The sequence below is a fragment of the Arthrobacter sp. NPDC055138 genome (assembly GCF_053607305.1).
The window spans coordinates 176,376-193,750 of the sequence record NZ_JBSGTH010000002.1 but is presented as its reverse complement, the minus strand read 5'-3'; the positions used below and the strand labels follow the sequence as shown (position 1 = coordinate 193,750).

11 protein-coding genes are annotated in these 17,375 nt (G+C 67.5%); 2 read left to right on the top strand and 9 right to left on the bottom strand.

The window, feature by feature from the left end:
* Nucleotides 1–116: 116 nt before the first annotated feature.
* From ACWF5H_RS06040 to glpK, 5 genes are all read right to left on the bottom strand, one after another.
* Nucleotides 117–1,805 carry an alpha-amylase family protein gene (locus ACWF5H_RS06040; RefSeq protein ID WP_452035578.1) on the bottom strand — a complete coding sequence of 563 codons (1,689 nt, stop codon included), beginning with the start codon at nucleotides 1,803–1,805 and terminating at the stop codon, nucleotides 117–119.
* Nucleotides 1,806–1,848: 43 nt separating this feature from the next.
* On the bottom strand, nucleotides 1,849–2,805 hold the full coding sequence (locus tag ACWF5H_RS06035; protein WP_452035576.1) for a TIGR03885 family FMN-dependent LLM class oxidoreductase: 957 nt from the start codon (nucleotides 2,803–2,805) through the stop codon (nucleotides 1,849–1,851).
* A gap of 63 nt (nucleotides 2,806–2,868) precedes the next feature.
* Nucleotides 2,869–3,816, bottom strand: a complete 948-nt coding sequence (locus tag ACWF5H_RS06030; protein ID WP_169303932.1) for a DegV family protein — start codon at nucleotides 3,814–3,816, stop codon at nucleotides 2,869–2,871.
* 14 nt (nucleotides 3,817–3,830) lie between these two features.
* Entirely contained in the window at nucleotides 3,831–6,320 is a 2,490-nt protein-coding gene (gene leuS / locus ACWF5H_RS06025; RefSeq protein ID WP_452035574.1) for a leucine--tRNA ligase, read from the bottom strand.
* Nucleotides 6,321–6,485: 165 nt separating this feature from the next.
* On the bottom strand, nucleotides 6,486–8,000 hold the full coding sequence (gene glpK / locus ACWF5H_RS06020) for a glycerol kinase GlpK (protein WP_452035573.1): 1,515 nt from the start codon (nucleotides 7,998–8,000) through the stop codon (nucleotides 6,486–6,488).
* Between the two features lie 295 nt (nucleotides 8,001–8,295).
* Between glpK and ACWF5H_RS06015 the strand changes: the two genes are divergently transcribed.
* Both ACWF5H_RS06015 and ACWF5H_RS06010 read left to right on the top strand, forming a co-directional pair.
* Nucleotides 8,296–9,174 carry an alpha/beta fold hydrolase gene (locus tag ACWF5H_RS06015; protein ID WP_452035572.1) on the top strand — a complete coding sequence of 293 codons (879 nt, stop codon included), beginning with the start codon at nucleotides 8,296–8,298 and terminating at the stop codon, nucleotides 9,172–9,174.
* On the top strand, nucleotides 9,171–10,253 hold the full coding sequence (locus tag ACWF5H_RS06010) for a glycosyltransferase family 4 protein (protein WP_452035570.1): 1,083 nt from the start codon (nucleotides 9,171–9,173) through the stop codon (nucleotides 10,251–10,253). The genes ACWF5H_RS06015 and ACWF5H_RS06010 overlap by 4 nt, the downstream gene beginning before the upstream one ends.
* A 158-nt stretch (nucleotides 10,254–10,411) precedes the next feature.
* Here the strand turns inward: ACWF5H_RS06010 and ACWF5H_RS06005 are convergent, their stop codons facing one another.
* The 4 genes from ACWF5H_RS06005 to ACWF5H_RS05990 all read right to left on the bottom strand — a co-directional run bounded on the left by ACWF5H_RS06005 (nucleotide 10,412) and on the right by ACWF5H_RS05990 (nucleotide 17,355).
* Nucleotides 10,412–12,175 (bottom strand): DUF222 domain-containing protein, encoded by a 1,764-nt coding sequence (locus ACWF5H_RS06005; RefSeq protein ID WP_452035569.1) that lies wholly within the window; start codon nucleotides 12,173–12,175, stop codon nucleotides 10,412–10,414.
* Nucleotides 12,176–12,498: 323 nt separating this feature from the next.
* Nucleotides 12,499–14,736 (bottom strand): primosomal protein N', encoded by a 2,238-nt coding sequence (locus ACWF5H_RS06000; protein WP_452035567.1) that lies wholly within the window; start codon nucleotides 14,734–14,736, stop codon nucleotides 12,499–12,501.
* Between the two features lie 5 nt (nucleotides 14,737–14,741).
* A complete protein-coding gene (gene metK, locus ACWF5H_RS05995; protein ID WP_452035565.1) occupies nucleotides 14,742–15,947 on the bottom strand; it encodes a methionine adenosyltransferase in 1,206 nt (401 codons plus the stop codon).
* A 124-nt stretch (nucleotides 15,948–16,071) separates the two neighbouring features.
* Nucleotides 16,072–17,355 (bottom strand): bifunctional phosphopantothenoylcysteine decarboxylase/phosphopantothenate synthase, encoded by a 1,284-nt coding sequence (locus tag ACWF5H_RS05990; protein ID WP_452035564.1) that lies wholly within the window; start codon nucleotides 17,353–17,355, stop codon nucleotides 16,072–16,074.
* Nucleotides 17,356–17,375: the final 20 nt, after the last annotated feature.

The window sequence follows — 17,375 nt, the reverse complement described above, 5'->3', positions numbered from 1 at the left end:
CGCCCCTCACGCGATAGTGGACGGACCGTCCGACGGCGCTGGCTGTGGAGGAAAAGACGTTCAACAGGCTCGAAGAATCCAAGAGGCTGGACGCCGCCGTCGTCCTTCGCGGCAGCCTACGGCAGCCGCCGGTCCTCGGGACACTGCAGGCGCAGCCACTTGTAGCCGAACCCCTCGAGGGGCAGGGTGCACGTGCCGTCCTCGCCGATTTTCACGTCCGAATCGCCCAGCAGGTCCAGCAGCAGCACTTCCTGGAGCGCTTCCGCGGGCCGGTCCTCCGTGGCTAGGTCCAGCTCTACGGTGACCGGATCGGGCGAGAGGTTGTGCAGCAGGACCATGCTGGACTCCTCCCAGGTGCAGCGGTGGGCCAGCACAGATTTCTCCGGCTGCTTGAGGATCTCGAAGTGTCCCCAGCCCAGCTCCGGGCACTCGCGGTAGCGCTTGATCAGCGTGGCCATGAAGTTCCACAGCGAATCCGGATCCCGTTTGGCCTGGGCCGCATTGACGAACTGCGGGCCGAAGCCCCCGTCCACCACCGGCGAGACCAGTTGTCCGGACTCAGCCGTGGAAAAGCCCGCGTTCGGACCGTTAGTCCATTGCATGGGAGTGCGGACGGCCAGTCGGCCTTCCTCTTCCAGGTTCTCCCCCATCCCGATTTCCTCGCCGTAGTACAGCACCGGGGTGCCGGGCAGGGAAAACAGGAGCGAGTACACCAGCCGGATTTGGCGCGGATCCCCGTCCAGCATTGGGGGCAGCCGGCGCTTGAGTCCGCGGCCGTAGAGCTGCATCTGTTCCTCGGGCCCGAAGGCGTCGAAGACCTCTTGGCGCTCCTCGTCGGTGAGCTTGTCCAGCGTCAGCTCGTCGTGGTTGCGCACAAACGTTGCCCACTGGTTGTCCGGATTGATGGCCGGCCTGCCCTTCAGCGCCTTGGCCAGCGGGCCCGCGTCCTGCCGCGCGAGGGACAGGTACATGTTCTGCATGGCGATGAAGTCAAACATCACGTTCAGTTCGTCGCCGTCGCTGCCGCCAAAGAAGGTCAGCTGGTCCTTATACGGCAGGTTGACCTCTCCCAGCAGGATTCCGCCGCCGCGACGGCGGCTCAAGTAGCGACGAAGATCGCGCAGGACCTCGTGTGGGTCCGGCAGCCCGGACCCGTCCTGCCCCACGGTTTCAAGAAAGAAGGGCACCGCGTCCACGCGGAAACCGTCGAGGCCTAGTTCCAGCCAGAAGCCCATGGCCTTGGCGATATGGTTCCTCACCTCCGGGTTGGTCACGTTCAGGTCCGGCTGATGCTTGTAGAAGCGGTGCAGGTACCACTCCCCGGTCAACGTGTCCTTGGTCCAAATCGACTGCTCCTGGTCCGGGAACACCACCTCCTTGGAGGTGTCCGGCGGCGGGTCCGACCGCCACACGTAGTAGTCCCGGAAGGGACTGTCTTTGGACTGGCGGGCGGATTGGAACCAGGGATGCTGGTCCGAGGTGTGGTTGACCACCAGGTCCGCGATGACCCGCATGCCGCGGTCCCGGGCGGTGCGCAGGAATTCCACCAGGTCCCCGTGGTCCCCCAGCCGCCGGTCCACGCCGTAGAAGTCGGTGATGTCGTAGCCGTCGTCTCGCTCGGGCGTTGGATAGAAGGGCATCAGCCAGATGCAGGTGACGCCCAGTTCGGCCAGATAGTCCACGCGCTGGGCCAGGCCGGCGAAGTCACCCACGCCGTCGCCGTCGGAATCGAAATACGTCTCCACATCCAGGCAGTAGACAACGGCTGTCTTCCACCACAGGTCGGAGGTATCGGTAATCCTCACTGGCCTCTCCTCGCTTTCCGTCCGGACGGTCCGGGGCAGTCCGTCAGCGCAGCTTCGGCAGGACCTCGCCGGCGAACGTCTCGATGAAAGTCCGCTGCTCCTGGCCCACGAAGTGCAGGTACAGTTCGTCGAAGCCCAGGTCCAGATATTCCTGCAGCCATTCCACATGGCGGCCGGTACTGGCCGAGACGTTGACTGCCTTGCGCAACTGGTCCTCGCCGACGTGCTCGCTCACGGCGTCAAAGTGCCCGGCCGTGGCCAGGTCCGCGGCCACATGAGGAGCAAAGGTGTTGGAGCGCCACTGGTCCAGGCCGATGTTGACGGCGGCCTCTTCCGACGGCGCCCAGGACAGGTGCACCTGCAGCGCGGCCTTCCCGCGCCCGCCATTGTCCCGGTAACCGGCCAGGACCTTCCTCAGCTGCTCCGGCGGCTGGTTGACCGTAATCAGCCCGTCCGCCCAGCGTACGGCGCGGCGGGCGGTCTCCACGCTGATCGCGGGTGCAATCAGTTCGGGCTTGGGCTGCGGCACCTCCCAGATCCTGGCGTGCTCCACGGTGACCAGTCCGCGGTGGGTGACCTCCTCGCCGTCGTGCAGGCGGCGGATCACCTCCACGGACTCCTCCAGCCGCTGCTGGCGCACGTCCTTGGACGGCCAGGCATCGCCGGTAATGTGCTCGTTGGAGTTCTCGCCGCTGCCCGGCGCCATCCAGAACCGCCCCGGAAACATGACGGCCAGGGTGGCCGCGGCATGCGCGATGATCGCCGGATGGTAGCGCTGGCCTGGAGCGGTGACGACGCCGAAGCGCAACGTGGTGGTGGCCAGCGCTGCACCGAGCCAGGACCAGGCGAAGCCGGAATGGCCTTGGCGCGCGGACCACGGCTCAATGTGGTCCGAGCACATGGCGGCATCGAAGCCCGCTTCCTCCGCCAGCTTCACGTCCTTCAGCAGCTGGGCGGGCGAGATCTGTTCGTGGGATGCATGGAATCCAATAACAGTCACCCCTCCATCCTTACCGTGCCCTGCACAGGTTGTCGAGGGATCGGGGAGGCGCGGAAAGCCCGTTCAGGCCAGGTGCGGGGCGGGCGGCCCGACCACCACGGCGATGACGCCCAGTCCGGTGTGCGCAGCCAGAACCGACGGCACCGGGGTGACCAGGACGTCGTCGCTGAGGTGTTGCTGCAGGGTTTCCGCGATGGCCCGGCTCTCGGATTCATTGCCGAAATAGTGCACCGAGACCCGCGGTTCGTAGTCCAGTTCCTCGATCCGGCGCACCACCAGCTGCTGCAGCCGGGCCTGCGCACGGGCGGCGGTTCGGATCTTTTCCAGCGGGACAATCGCGCCGTCGCGGATGCCGAGCAGCGGCTTGATGGACAGCAGCGAACCCAGCACGCCGGAGGCGGCGGAGATCCGGCCGCCGCGGCGTAATTGGTCCAGGCTGGGCACGTAGAAGTACACGTCCGAGCAGACCGCGGCGGCCCGGGCGCGCTCTGCCACGGTTTGCCGGTCGAAGCCGCTCTGCGCTGCGATCACCGCGTCGATCACGGCGAAGCCTTGGCCCAGCGCGGCGCTCCGGGTGTCCACCACTTCCACCGGGATGCCCACGCCGTCGGCAGCCAGGCCTGCAGCCTCGATGGTGCCGGAGAGCTCGGCGGAGAGGTGGATGGAGACGATCGACTCGAAGCCCAGCTCCTCGAGCTCGCGGTAGGTCCGCTCGAGGAGCCCCGGCGACGGCCGCGACGTCTTGATGTCTCGCCCCTCGGCGAGGCCGATCGCGAGGGCGGAAGCGACGTCGTCGACCCCTTCCCCGTAGATCTGGCCGGAAATCATCACGGGCATCGGCACCACCCGGAGCCAGTCGGCGGTGTCCGGCTGGTTGACCCAGTCGGCGGGCAGCGACGCAGCCGAATCAGTGACGACGGCGACGCGGTGCCGGGGCGGCTGGCCCGGCCGGGCAGGCGGCTGCTGCAGCAGCCGTTTGGACCGCTGCAGCAGTTGCTCGAGCCAATTCACGGGTGCCGGCCTGATCAGGCCGGAACGATGTTGACCAGCTTCGGTGCACGCACAATGACCTTGCGCACGTCGCGGCCTTCGAGGGTGCGGATGATCTGCGGCGAGGCCAGCGCGAGCTTCTCCAGTTCGTCCTCGCTGACGTCCGCCGCCACCTCCAGCCGGTCGCGCACCTTGCCGGCAACCTGCACCACTGCCGTGACCGTGTCCTGCACCAGCAGCGACGCGTCCACGGTCGGCCAGGAAGCCTTGACCACCGACGGTTCGTGGCCCAGCTGAGCCCACAGGTCCTCCGCGGTGTAGGGGGCGAACAGGCTCAGGATGATGGCCACCGCCTCGGTGGCTTCGCGCACCGCCGGATCGGCCGCGCCGGGGCCGGCGTCAATGGCCTTGCGGGTCGCATTGACCAGCTCCATCAGCTTGGCGATGACCACGTTGAACTTGCCGGCGTCCAGCAGGTCCGCCGCGTCGGCGACCGTACGGTGCGTCACCGCACGCAGGGCGCGGTCGCCGCCGTCGTACTCCGTGCCCGGAGCCGAGGCGACGTCCTGGCCCAGCCGCCAGGCCCGGGCCAGGAACTTGGCCGAGCCGGAGGGCGAGACGTCGGCCCAGTCCACGTCGTCCTCGGGCGGCGAGGCGAAGACCATGGTCAGCCGGACCGCGTCCACGCCGAACTTGTCCAGCTGCTCGCTCAGGTCCACGCCGTTGCCCAGCGACTTGCTCATCGCCTTGCCGCCGTTGAGCACCTGGCCCTGGTTCAGCAGCGCCCGGAACGGCTCGTCGAAATCGATCAGGCCCATGTCCTTGAGCACCTTGGTGAAGAACCGGCTGTAGAGCAGGTGCAGGATGGCGTGCTCCACGCCGCCCACGTACTGGTCCACCGGCAGCCAGCGCGCCGCCGCTTCCTTCTCGAACGGGCCCTCGGTGTAGTCAGGTGAGGCGAAACGCAGGTAGTACCAGGACGAATCCACGAACGTGTCCATGGTGTCGGTATCGCGCCGCGCGGCCTTGCCGCAGTTCGGGCAGTCGGTGTTGACCCAATCCGCGGCTGCGGCCAGCGGGGACGTACCCTTGGGCGAGAGCGCCTCGCCGCGCAGGTCGTCGGGCAGCCGCACCGGCAGCTGCTCGTCGGGGACGGGCACCTCGCCGCACTCATCGCAGTGGACGATCGGGATCGGCGCGCCCCAGAACCGCTGGCGGGACAGCAGCCAGTCACGCAGCCGGAAGTTCACGGTCTTCTCTCCGGTGCCGGCGGCCTCCACCAGCTCGATGGCGCGGGCGATGGCTTCCGTCTTGGACAGCCCGTCCAGCTCGCCGGAGTTGATCAACTTGCCTTCGCCGCTGGTGGCGACGCCGGTCACGGCCGGGTCCTCTTCAGCGGTATCGACGACGGCGCGCACCGGCAGGTCGAAGGTCTTGGCGAAGTCCAGGTCGCGCTGGTCGTGCGCCGGGACGGCCATGATGGCGCCGGTGCCGTAGTCGGCCAGCACGTAGTCCGCGGCCCAGACCGGCAGCTTTTCACCGTTCAGCGGGTTGACCGCATAGCGGCCCAGAAAGACGCCGGTCTTCTCGCGTTCGGTGGACTGGCGCTCGATGTCGGAGAGCGCCTTGATCTTTTCGCGGTAGTCCATCAGCGCGTCGTGCTGCTCCGGCGTGACCAGATCCAGGGCCAGATGGGCATCGGCGGCCACCACGAAGAAGGTGGCACCGTGCAGCGTGTCCGGCCGGGTGGTGAAGACGGTGACGTCCTTGTCGGGGCGCCCGGCGGCTCCCTCGACGGTGAACCGGACGTGCGCGCCTTCGGAACGGCCGATCCAATTGCGCTGCATGGCCAGCACGCGCTCCGGCCAATGGCCCTTGAGCTCGTCCATGTCGTCCAGCAGGCGGTCCGCATACTCGGTGATCTTGAAGTACCACTGGTTGAGGCTCTTTTTTGTCACCGGCGTGCCGCAACGCTCACACGCGCCGTTGACCACCTGTTCGTTGGCCAGCACGGTCAGGTCCTTCGGGCACCAGTTGACCGGTGAATTCTTGCGGTAGGCCAGGCCTCGCTCGTAGAACCGCAGGAACAGCCACTGGGTCCAGCGGTAGTACCCGGGATCCGAGGTGTGCAGCCGGCGGGACCAGTCGGCGCTGATCGCGTAGCGCTTGAAGGAGGCCGCCTGGGTATCGATGTTGGCGTAGGTCCACTCGCTGGGGTGGGCATTGCGCTTGATCGCGGCGTTCTCGGCCGGCAGGCCGAAGGAGTCCCAGCCGATCGGGTGCAGGACGTCGTAGCCCTTTAGCCGCCAGTAGCGGGCCACCACATCGCCCATGGCGAAGGCCTCGGCATGGCCCATGTGCAGGTCGCCCGAGGGGTACGGGAACATGTCCAGCATGTAGCGGCGCTCGCGCGACCCGTCGTCGGCGGGTGCGAAGACATCAAGGTCCTCCCACACGGCCGGCCATTTGGCCTCCATGGCGGAGAAACTGTACTCGTGCTGTTCCGTACCCGGCTGCGTACTCACTGTGCTTGCCTCGTCCTCTTGTCTGTACTGCGCACTGGCCTGACTCCCCTAGACACACAAAAGCCCCTCATCATCGGAGGGGCGGGCCGCTGAAGCAGGGTTTGGGACCCCGCGGCAGCGGCTAGCTAAGGAGCAGTGCGAACATGGCACCACTTTACCGTACGTTCACCGCACATCGTCGTCGATCCAGTCGAAGGTCCGGGTGACCGCCTTCTTCCACAAACGCAGCCTGCGCTCCCGCTCCTCCACGGGCATCTGTGGCTCCCACACCTTGTCCTGCGCCCAGTTCCCGGCCAGCTGTTCCGTGCCTTCCCAGAACCCGACGGCGAGGCCCGCGGCATAGGCCGCGCCCAGGGCCGTGGTCTCGGTGACCCGCGGCCGCATCACCGGCACACCAAGGATGTCCGCCTGGAACTGCATCAGGGCGTCATTGGCGACCATCCCGCCGTCGACCTTAAGAGCTGTCAGCGGCACCGCGGCATCGGCGTTGATGGCATCCAGCACCTCCCGGGTCTGGAACGCCGTGGCTTCCAGCGCCGCGCGGGCTATGTGCGCCTTGGTGACAAACCGGGTCAAGCCCACCAGTGCGCCGCGGGCATCCTGCCGCCAGTAGGGCGCGAAAAGTCCGGAGAACGCGGGCACAAAGTAGCAGCCGCCGGTATCTTTCACGGTGCCCGCCAACTGCTCGGCCTCCTGCGCGGAGGAAACCATGCCGAGGTTGTCCCGCAACCACTGGATCAGGGAGCCGGCGACGGCGATGGACCCCTCCAGTACATATTGCGGCGCGGATGTTCCCAGCTGGTACCCGACGCTGGTCAGCAGTCCGTGCGAGGACCTAACAATTTCCCCGCCCGTGTTGACCAGCACGAAGCACCCGGTGCCGTACGTGTTCTTCGCCTCGCCGGGCTTGAACGCGGCCTGCCCGAACGTGGCGGCCTGCTGATCGCCGAGGATGCCCGCCACCGGAACATGGCGCAGCAACTGCGATCCGTGCACGTCCGCATACACCTCGGAGGACGAGCGGATCTGCGGCAGCATCGCCTTCGGGATGCCGAAGACGTCCAGGATTTCCTCGTCCCACTGCAGCGTGCGCAGGTCCATGAACAGGGTGCGGGAAGCGTTGGTGACGTCGGTGGCGTGCGTGCCGCCGTCCGGCCCGCCGGTCAGGTTCCACAGCACCCAGCTGTCCGTTGTACCGAACAGCAACTCGCCCGCCTCGGCCCGCTCGCGGGCGCCGTCGACATGACGCAGGATCCACGCCAGTTTGGTGCCGGCGAAGTAGGGCGCCAGCGGCAGGCCGGTCTGCTCGCGGAAGCGGTCGGCCCCGCCGTCGGCCGCAAGTTCATCGCAGATCTGCTGCGTGCGCACGTCCTGCCAGACAATGGCGTTGTACACCGGCTTGCCCGTGCTCTTCTCCCACACCACCGTGGTTTCGCGCTGATTGGTGATGCCGACGGCGGCGATATCGTGCCGGGTCAGGCTGGCCCGGGACAGCGCCGAGCCCACCACTTCGCGGGTGTTGTCCCAGATCTCCAGCGGGTCGTGTTCCACCCAGCCCGGCTGCGGGAAAATCTGCCGGTGTTCCCGCTGTCCGGTGGAGACCGGCGTTCCGCTGTGGTCGAAAATGATCGCGCGCGTGGAGGTGGTGCCCTGGTCGATCGCCAGCACGTAACCCGCCATCTAAGCCCCTCCACGGTTTGTCCGGGCAACTGTGCCCGGCTGCTGTTGAACCTAACCGGCGGCGCACGGCAGCGTCAATTGCGCATCGCCGCGCACGCTGCGCCGTTCCACGCGCCGACGAAGCCGGGCTGCGCATTGCCGCGCGCGCTCCTGCCGTTCCCACGCGCCGACGAAGCCGGGCTGCGCATTGCCGCGCGCGCTCCTGCCGTTCCCACGCGCCGACGAAGCCGGGCTGCGCATTGCCGCGCCGTCGTATCGGTAAAGTCGAAGGCATGGAATCTGCAGGACGCCGGTCGTGACCACCGTGGCTGGACGCGCACTCCGGCGCGAGATGCTGCTCGACGGAGCCCGCGTGCGTTATTGGGAGTACCCCGGCCACGACGACGGTGCGCCCACCCTCCTGATGATCCACGGCTTCCGCGGCGACCACCATGGGCTGGAACTGGTGGTTGACCAACTGCCCGGATACCGCGTGATCGCCCCTGATCTGCCCGGCTTCGGCGAATCCGAACCGCTGGCCTCCGGCAGCCACGACGTCGAGGGCTACACCCGGTTCCTGCACAGCCTGGCCGTCGCGCTGGAACTGGGCCCGCAGACCTACATCCTGGGACACTCCTTCGGGTCAATCGTGGTCAGCCACTATCTGGCGGCGCACCCAGACAGCTTTCGGGCCGTCATCCTGGTCAACCCGATCAGCGAACCCGCACTGCAGGGGCCCAAAGCGATCGCCTCTCGGCTCGCCGGCTTTTACTATTGGGCCGGCGCCAAACTGCCCGAACGGCTGGGCTTTGGGCTGTTGCGCAACCGGGTGATTGTCCGCGCGATGAGCATCATGATGGCCAAGACCCGGGACCCACAGCTGCGCACCTACATCCACGCCCAGCACGATGCCTACTTCAGCGCCTTCGCGAACCGAAGTGTGGTCCTGGAAGCGTTCCGGGCATCCATCTCCGCCGACGTCGCCCAGGTGGCCGGACGGCTGGACCTCCCGGTGCTCCTGATAGCCGGGGAACGCGACGACATCGGCTCCGTGCCCAGCCAGCGCAAGCTCGCCGCAGCGATCCCGGGCGCCCGGCTGGAAGTGATTCCCGCCGTCGGGCATTTGATCCACTACGAAACCCCGGCCCCGGCCGCCGCGTACATCCGGGACTTCATCGACGGAATGAGTGCATGAAACTCCTGATCGACGCCCGGTTCACCCGCACCGACCAACTGGACGGCATCAGCCGCTACGGCGCGAGCCTGATCGAAGCCACCGCCCGGCTGGCCGACGTGGGCATGCTGATCAACGACGAGCGCCAGCTGCAGTTTTTGCCGGAAGTGCCGTGGACCAAGATCAACAGTCCGCTCTCCCCCGCCGAGCTCTTTGTGGCACGCCGCGTGAACAAGTTGGGCGCCGACGTCGTGGTCTGTCCCATGCAAACTATGGGCAGCTTCGGCCGCGACTATGGGCTCATCCTGACCCTGCACGACCTGATCTACTACTCGCATCCCAAGCCTCCCGGATTCCTGCCCAAGCCGGTGCAGTTGCTCTGGCGGCTCTACCACAAGGCCTATTGGCCGCAGCGCCTGCTGCTGAACCGTGCCGACACCGTGGCTACGATCAGCCACACGACTCAGTCGCTGATGGAGCGGCACCGGCTCACCCGCAAACCCATCCGGATTGTCTCCAACGCCGCGCAGCCGCACGGCGCGCCGCGGGATCCCGCCGGCGGCCGCGACAAGACCCTGCTCTACATGGGCTCGTTCATGCCATACAAGAACGTGGAAACCATCATCGACGGCATGGCTTTGCTGCCGGACTATCAGCTCCACCTGCTCAGCCCTATCCGCCCGGAGCGGCAGGCTGAACTGGAGTCCCGTGCAGTGGATTCGCGCCGGTTGGTCTTCCACAACGGAATTTCCGACGCCGGCTATCAGCAACTGCTACAGCGCACCACCGCGTTGGTCACCCTCTCCCGCGACGAAGGCTTCGGCCTGCCGCTGATCGAGGCCATGGCTGCCGGCACCCCGGTGATCGCCAGTGACATCCCCATCTTCCGCGAGGTAGGCGGCGGCGCGGTCACGCTGGTCGATCCGGACCAAGCGGCCGACTTCGCCCATGCCGTGGCAGCATTGGACCAACCCGGCGCATTCCGCGCCGCCTCCGAAGCCAGCATCTCGCGAGCCGCCGCCTACGACTGGGACGAATCGGCCAAGCAACTGGTGGCTGCCGCCGAGGAAGTCATGGAGCGCCGCCGCCGGGAGCGGTAGAGCCATTGGCCCGGTCTTCTGATCCGCAGTTTGGCCCGGCCGGACCTGTGACTCAGCTTGCGGTATCAGGCTACGGGTGGCCCGCCAGGCGGCATATCCGTCCACTACCGGTTTTTCGCCGTCGCGAGCCCAACGTTCGCACGCTCAGATTTGGACGCTCAGAACGGTGGCGGTGTGAGGTCCGTGGCGATTCCGTTGTGGGTGACATGCGGTGTGGGCGGGTGCGCGGCTTGGTGCTTGCCCCACGCAACCTTGAGCTTGGTGTTGAGCTCGCTGATTTCACGGCGTTCGAGGATATCGGCGAGCTCCCCCGGCGGTGTGACCGCCAACGGTTCAGCCGTGGTGGAGTACGTTATCCCCGCCGCGGTGGTCCAGTCGATGGTGCCCGGGACCGGCTGGCCCACCTTCGCGTAGCCAGCTGTCTTCAGCGCATGGTGAACCTTGCAGAAGCAACACATGCAGTCGACATCAGTCTTCCCGCCCTTTGAGTAGGCGTGGACATGATCGATTTCGCAGTGTTCGGCGGCCCGGTTGCAGCCAGGGGCCCGGCAGGTCCGATCCCGAGTGCGCAGGAAACGGCGCTGTGCCTTCGTGGGCCGGTACTGTTTGCGGTCGAGTGCGAGGACCGCACCCTTGATCGGATCGGTCAGGATCCGAGTGAAGGACGTTGCGTCGCCTACCAACCGGCGGGCCACCTCTGGTGCGATGGGACCATGCCCCTCAAGCTCGGCTGGCTCCTCACCAAGCCCTAGCAGCGTCAGCACCGGTACGGTGATGCCGGCATGCGAGGCGATCCTCGGTTCCGGCCTGCCCATCCGCGGTCCCGGTGACATGCCGGTCAGCAGCAGGTCGGCGAGAACATCCGCCCGCAACTGGGTGAGCGTGCGTGACTCCTCAGCGCCCTGCAACGCAACGGCTGTGGACTGGATCCGATTGAACGCCGCGACCGCTTCCTCAGCCGGCAAGTACGCGTTCAGCCAGGCCATGCCGTCCTCGTCCGGGTGCAGTTCGATCCGCCGGTTTCGGCGTGCGTTGGCGTGGCGGACGGAGATCGTTTCCCGGTGTTCCCTTTCGCGCCGGGTCCTGGCGCGCGCGGCGAACTTGCACCGTGTCATCGCGTCTTCGGTCGCGGCCGGCAGCATCACGGCTTCGAACCCGGCGCGGGCGTCTTCGGGCAGCGAACCGGCCTGGTCGACCAAAGCTTCGGCGATCCCGGCGCTGGTGTCACCGGCAGACAGCGCGGCCAGCGTGTTCCGGAAGGTGCCGTGCAGCTTGAGGGCCAGCGCGAGCTTCTCTTGGGCCGTCCTCCGCGCCAGCCGCAGCGCGCAGGCGGCTTCGTCCACCACCGAGGACTCGGCGTCGTGGCCGTTCGGACGGCGCCCTTCCGGTTCGTACGGGGTGGCCCAGGCATCTTCCTGCCCGTCCAGCGCCTGCTGGTAGAGGGTGTTGAGCAGGCTGAACTTGTGCGCTTCCAGCCACGCCAGCACCCGCCCGGTCTGGACCAGCGCGCACGCGGCTTCCTCGTAAACCATGAGGGCAGGCTCCTGCCGGGCCACTTCGTCCAGCAACTCCCGGCCGGACAACCGCAACCCGGCACCCGTTCCGCCCGTGCCGGCGTCGGCCGCCGCCCCGGAGGGAAGACCGGCACCGCCAGCCGAAACAGGCGAACCAGCCGAATCGCTGAAGCCGGTCTGTTCAGGCAGATCCGCGCCAGCGGGCCGGACACAGGATTCGTCGTCGAAGAACTCCCTCGGCAGCAACCCGTTCAGCGGGTCCACGCACCGGTCGGCCAGCGAGACGTCTAAGGACGCCTCCAGTTCCGCCCAGTAGGCCTCCGCTTCGGGAGAATCATCCCACCGACCCGACACCCAGCCCGGATCCGGATCAACCGGTATCCCGTCGCCATCAAATTCCTGAACCACACCAAAACGGCGCCCCTGCCCCACCATTGGCGCACGGCATACAGCGCCGCTGCCAGGTTCAGTCTGCGACAGATCAGCTAGCGACCGCTTGAAGGCGTCTGCCATCTGAGGCTCTAACGGCGCCTTCCCCTGGCCGGAGATGTCCGGCACCTGTGGCTCGAATGGCATACCGGCTCGGCCGGAGGTGTCCGGTTCATCGGGTTCGAGTGGTGCAGATGCCATTCTGTTATTTTACTGGAATGTGAGTTCGAGCACAATGGGTTTAAAATAGTTCGTAGTTTCGAGAGGAGGGTCGTCGGAATCCGGAACAACGCTCTGCATCCTCAGAGCAAGTCGACACCGTCGCAGCGCACCTGCACCGGATCGGGTACCCGTTTGGCGGCCAGTGCCGCCTTGCGGTGGCGCAGCGCCGCAGTCACTGCCGGCCCGTCCTGGTAGCTGAAGAACAGCAGCAGGCGGTGCTCGCTGGTCTCCCCCGGCCGCAGCTGGGAACCATGCGCCTGGGGACCACGTGCTTGAGGCTCACGCGCCTGACTCTCACGCGACGGCAGCTCAACCGGGCCGACGCTGCGCAGGCTGCCGCCGAGTTCAAAGTCGGCCATGAAGGCTTCAATCCCGGACGCCTTTCCAGTCAGAGCGGCAATCCGAACCGCCGGTGGCAACTGGAGCTCGCGCCGCAGCTGCATTTCCCTGGCCGCCGCGCCCGCGGGGTCCCAGCGGACCAACGGGGCCACCACAGTCTCCAGGTCGGCGGTGACCACCACCAGCCCACCCTCGGAAGAAGGTTTCACCAAGGAGGCAGCACGAAACCATCGGCGCAGCACGTCTTCCGGCGTCCGCAATGACTCTCTGCTGAGCATGGCGTTGCCGTCCAGCAGGAGGGCCGCAGCGTAGCCTTCGGGCGCCACCGGCTCGGCCCCCGGGGTGGCAACCACCAGAGCCTTCTTCGACTCCACCACGGACTTGATGTGGTCCCCCGACGAGGACACCACTGTGGCGCCGGGGAAGGCGCGCCCGAGTTCCTCGGCTGTCCGCAGTGCACCCGCCACCGAGGCGCGGAGCCGGTGCGACCCGCATTCGGGGCAGGTGTAATTGGTGGCGAGCCGACCACACCAACGGCAGGCAGGAGTGGCGGTGCGGCCCGATTGCGCCAATGGACCATTACAGTCGGTGCATCTGGCCGGCGTCCGGCAGTCTTGGCAGGACAGCGCCGGCGAGAAACCGGTCCGCGCCACCTGCACCAGCACGGGGCCGCGTTCCAGCCCCTCCTGGGCCGCCCGCCACGCGGCGTGCGGCAACCGCGCGTGCCGCAGCATCGGGTCGCGTTCCTGTTGGAACGAGTCCGCGGTGTTGAGGATGCGTGGCGTCGCCTGCCGCAGGAAGGGCCGCGAGGGCGTGAGCGCCGCCGCCCAGCCACTCTCGACCAGCCTCTCAGCCTCGCCGCTCCGCGACACACCGGCGAACAGCGCCGCGCAGCCGCTCTGCGCCGTCCGCAGCAGCAGCACTTCGCGGGCGTGCTGATAAGGCGACCTCTGCTCGAGGAGGAGGTCATCGCCGTCGTCCCATAGGGCAACCAGACCAAGATCCCGCACCGGCGCATAGGCCGCCGATCGCGTGCCGACCGCCACGGAAACCTCGCCGTGCAGCAGCCGCAGGTAGTTCCGGTAGCGCGGTGTGGGACCGTCCTCGGCGGTCAGCCGGACGTACTTGTCCGCGCCCAGCACCTGCTGCAGCTCTGCTTCCAGACTGGCCAGGTCCTTCGCGTCGGGAACCACGACGACGGCGCCGCGCCCGCTCTGCCGGACGCTGGCGACGGCGTGGGCTACTTGGGCGGCCCAGGAAGCCGGGCCGAAGGACTTGTGGCTGGCCAAGACCGCCCGCGGCGCGGCACCCGCGGCCAACTGGGCCAGGAAATCCCCGGCGCCTTCGTAACCGGCATAGGCCTCGGCGGCGCCCGGTGACGGCTCGGTCAGCCGCGTGTCTTCGACAGGCTGCGGTTGGGGTCCGGCGCCGTCGGCAGGCTGCGGCTGGGCGGCATGAAGGGTGGAGGCGTCCGGATCCGAATTCGCTGAGGCTGTTGCACCGTCAGCTGGCGGCGCATCTTCAGCCGCGGACTCCGCTTCCCGGACGGCGAACTCCTTGTCCACTTTCGCGACGCGGGCCGGGATGGCGGCGCGCAGCACGTCGCTGACGTTTCCGGCGTAGCGCTCCGCCACGGCGGTCGCCAACTGGAGCAGCTCGTCGGTCAGCACGGGCTGCGCGGACACCACCTTGGCCAGGGGTGCCAGCTTGACGCCTTCCGGCGCGTCGGAGGTCCTGCGGGTGATGAAGCCGCTCATCTCCTGGCCGCCGAAACGGGCCTTGACCCGGGCGCCGGGAACGGCCTCGGCGTCGAGAATTTCGGGCACCAGGTAATCGAAGATGCGGTCGAGATGCGGCAGCGACGTTTCGATCAGCACCTGTGCCACCGGGTTGTTGGCTGCTGCCGGCGACGTGCCGGGAGCCTTCTTCGGCGCGCCGAAGCCCTGCAGCAGGCTCAGCTGGTGCGGATCAGAGCCCATCGGGCTCAGGCGTTGAAGTAGCTGCGCAGCGCGTCGGCGCGGTCGGTCCGCTCCCAGGTGAAGTCCGGAATTTCGCGGCCGAAGTGGCCGTGCGCTGCGGTCTGCTTGTAGATGGGCCGCTTGAGCTGCAGGTCGCTGATGATGCCCAGCGGACGCAGGTCGAACACCTCGTTGATGGCCTGGCCAATCCGCGCCGGGTCCACCGTCTCGGTGCCGAAGGTCTCCACGTAGATGCCCACCGGGCGTGCCATGCCAATGGCATAGGCGATCTGGATCTCTGCCCGGCGCGCCAGGCCGGCGGCCACCACGTTCTTGGCTACCCAGCGCATGGCGTAGGCCGCCGAGCGGTCAACCTTCGACGGATCCTTGCCCGAGAACGCGCCGCCGCCGTGGCGGGCCATGCCGCCGTAGGTGTCCACAATGATCTTGCGTCCGGTCAGTCCGGCGTCGCCCACCGGTCCGCCGATCACAAAATCGCCGCCGGGGTTCAAGATGTAGCGAACGTCTGTGGAGTCCAGCGAACTGGCCGCGAGCACGGGCTCGATCACGTGCGAGGCCAGATCGGCACGCAGGTGGCCAAGGTCCACGCCTGCCTCGTGCTGGCTGGAGATGACCACGGAGTTCACGGAGATGGGCTTGTCGCCGTCGTAGCCGACAGTCACCTGAGTCTTGCCGTCCGGGCGCAGGTACGGCAGGGTCCCGTCCTTGCGCACCTCGGTCAACCGCTCGGACAGCCGGTGCGCCAGCCAGATCGGGGCGGGCATCAGCACTTCGGTCTCGTCGCTGGCATAGCCGAACATGATGCCCTGGTCGCCGGCGCCCTGGGCGTCCCGCTCGTCATGCCCGGTGCCCTCTCGGACCTCGTAAGAGTTGAAGACACCCGAGGCGATCTCCGGCGACTGCTGGCCGATGGAGACGGAGACGCCGCAGCGCGCCCCATCGAAGCCCTTGTCCGAGGAGTTGTAACCGATCTCAAGGATGGTCTCCCTGACAATCTGCGGAATTTCCACGTAGCCCTGGGTGGTGACCTCGCCGGCCACATGCACCAGGCCGGTCGTGGTCAGCGTTTCCACGGCCACCCTGGATTCGGGATCCACGCGCAGCAGGGCGTCGAGGATGGCGTCGGAAATCTGGTCGCAGATCTTATCCGGATGGCCCTCAGTCACGGATTCGGACGTGAAGAGCCGCAGATTGCTGTCAGAAGAAGTCACAGACATACCTTACTTGCTGGCGGGGACCGCCACGGAACCGGCGACACTACGCCGAGGCGCCGGACATGAAGCGAAACAGGGGGACATATGGGGCACGGAGGCCGGAGCCGGCACCGGCAGACGTTCAGCCGGCGAGTTCGGCGACGATGCGCTGAATCACCGTGGCGGCGGCGCTGTCCTTGCTGCCGCGGTGCGACTGCGGTTCGGCTCCGCTCCGGGCCAGCACGGTGATTTCGGTGTCGTCCTGGCCGAACACCAGGTCGCGGCCCACGCGGTTGAGCACCAGCAGGTCGCAGCCCTTGCGTTCGAGCTTGCTGCGCGCGTAGTCCAGCACGTTCCCGCGGTCATCGCCGGTCTCCGCGGCGAAGCCGACAATCAGCGGCGTGCCGTCGGTGCCGCGCTGCTGCACGACCTCCACCAGGATGTCCGGGTTGCGCACCAGCGTGATGACCGGATCCGCGGTGTCGTCGCGTTTTTTGATCTTGCTCTCGGTCACTTCGGCCGGCCGGAAATCAGCGACTGCCGCGGCCATGATCACGACGTCGGCGCGCGCCGCCGCTTCGAGCGTCGCCTCGCGCAGGTCAAGGGCCGTTTCCACCGAACTGGACTTGACCCCGTCGGGGATGGCAACTTCGATGTGCGCGACGATCAGTTCCACCTCGGCACCGGCGGCCGCTGCGGCACGGGCCAGCGCGACGCCCTGTTTGCCGGAGGACCGGTTGCCGAGGAAACGCACGGGGTCCAGCGGCTCGCGGGTACCACCGGCGGTGATCAGCACCCGTTTGCCGGCCAGCGGGCCCGGTTCCGAAGCAACGGTTCCCGGCAGGGAGGCGCCTGGCGCCGCCGGCTCAGGCACCGCCGTCGGACGCCGTTGCAGGGTTCCGTCGGCGAGGCCGCCGGTGATGAAATCGTAGATGTCCGCCGGTTCGGGCAGCCGGCCGGGGCCGGTGTCCTTGCCGGTCAGGCGCCCGACGGCCGGGTCGATCACAGTGCTGCCGCGGCCGCGCAGTGTGGCCACATTCGCCACGGTGGCCGGATGCTGCCACATTTCGGTGTGCATGGCCGGCACGAAGACCACCGGCGCGGTGGCCACCAGCAGCGTGTTGGTCAGCAAGTCTCCGGCCAGGCCGGCGGCGGCACGGGCCAGCAGGTCCGCGGTGGCGGGGCAAACCACCACCAGGTCGGCCTCCTGACCGAGCCGCACGTGATTCACCGAATCCACGTCGTCGAAGACGCTGTTGCTGACCGGGTTGCCGGAAAGGGCCTCCCAGGTGGCGCGGCCAACGAACTTCTCGGCGGCGTCGGTGGGGATCACGGTGACCTGGTGGCCGGCTTCCTTAAACAGCCGAAGCAGGGATGCCGATTTGTAGGCGGCGATGCCGCCGCCTACGCCCAGAATGATCCGCATGCCTGCCCCGGTGTTAGACG

Coding starts and splice junctions, on each gene's coding strand:
- ACWF5H_RS06000 (WP_452035567.1), bottom strand. CDS start 14,736: ATGGGCTCTGATCCGCACCAGCTGAGCCTGCTGCAGGGCTTCGGCGCG.
- ACWF5H_RS05990 (WP_452035564.1), bottom strand. CDS start 17,355: ATGCGGATCATTCTGGGCGTAGGCGGCGGCATCGCCGCCTACAAATCG.
- glpK (WP_452035573.1), bottom strand. CDS start 8,000: ATGGCGGGTTACGTGCTGGCGATCGACCAGGGCACCACCTCCACGCGC.
- ACWF5H_RS06010 (WP_452035570.1), top strand. CDS start 9,171: ATGAAACTCCTGATCGACGCCCGGTTCACCCGCACCGACCAACTGGAC.